General features: G+C 48.0%; 2 protein-coding genes. Both read right to left on the bottom strand.

Annotated features, from left to right (window positions below):
• Positions 1 to 422: ParB/RepB/Spo0J family partition protein (locus GNF10_RS37025; protein WP_221644714.1), on the bottom strand; the 422-nt coding region annotated here is incomplete at its 3' end.
• On the bottom strand, positions 419 to 1056 hold a 638-nt coding region (locus GNF10_RS37030), incomplete at its 5' end, for a ParA family protein (protein WP_185607504.1). The genes GNF10_RS37030 and GNF10_RS37025, both read right to left, overlap by 4 nt.

Here is a 1056-nt window from a genome sequence, read left to right on the forward strand (position 1 = left end):
ATCCCTTCAGTTTCTTCAACAGGGTTAAGGTCTTCTCGTTGCAGGTTTTCAATCAAAGCCAACTGAAACGCTTGGTCATCAGATAGCTCACGCACAACCACAGGCGCAACTTCAAGTTCTGCTTCAAGTCCTGCCCTTAAGCGTCGCTCTCCTGCTACTAATTCATATTTCCCTCCACCAATTGGACGCACCAACAGAGGTTGGAGGATGCCATGCTGTTTGACTGACGAGACTAATTCTTTTAATGCTTGTGGGTCAAAGTATCGTCGGGGCTGGTGTTGAGGCAGAACTATATCTGAGAGTTTGATAGTAGTTTCAGTAGCGGCTGGCAACTCGCCATCTGGGGAGGATAACCAAGGTGCAGGTGGTGGAGTTGTAATTTGACCCCCAAAGGGTTTGTCTGTTTGTTTGCGTCGGATCATAAAGCCTCCAAAGCTAAAGCGATTTCTTCAAGGATACTGACTACAGGATGTTTCGGGTCAAATACTGCTAGAGGCGCACGTTCTTCTGACGCATCGACAAAAGCGGTAGCTCTGGGGATGGGTGGGAAAATACGACCCCAAGCTGAAAGTTGTTCTTGGATGGCAGCCAATGCGCGTTTATCGGCTGAGTTCTGTTGAGCATACCGAGTGGGAACAAACCCTGCTATTTGGATTTTGCGGTTGGCTTTATTTTTTACGTGGGTGATAGTTTGTAAGAGTTCGTCGGTTCCCTCGAAGGCTTTTATATGGGTTTCAACGGGAACGAGTACGTGTGTGGCCGCGACTAAGGCGATATAGGAAAGCAATCCTAAGCTGGGGGGACAATCTATAAGAATGAAGTCGTATTCATTTAGAACAGATTCAACGGCTTCCTTAAGGCGCAACTCGCGCATCGCAGCACTGACTAACTGCATTTCTGCTCCACTTAGGACTCGGCTTGCTGGAACCAAGTCCATGCCGTGAATGCCCTCATGAATCGGTAAGGGCTGCTCATCGATAATGGCATCAGCAACGGTTTTTTGTAACTGAGATGGCACTAACCCCATGAATTTTGTCAAGGACGCTTGGGGGTCTA

It is taken from the genome of Nostoc sp. UCD121, assembly GCF_014222285.1.
GTDB lineage: Bacteria > Cyanobacteriota > Cyanobacteriia > Cyanobacteriales > Nostocaceae > Nostoc.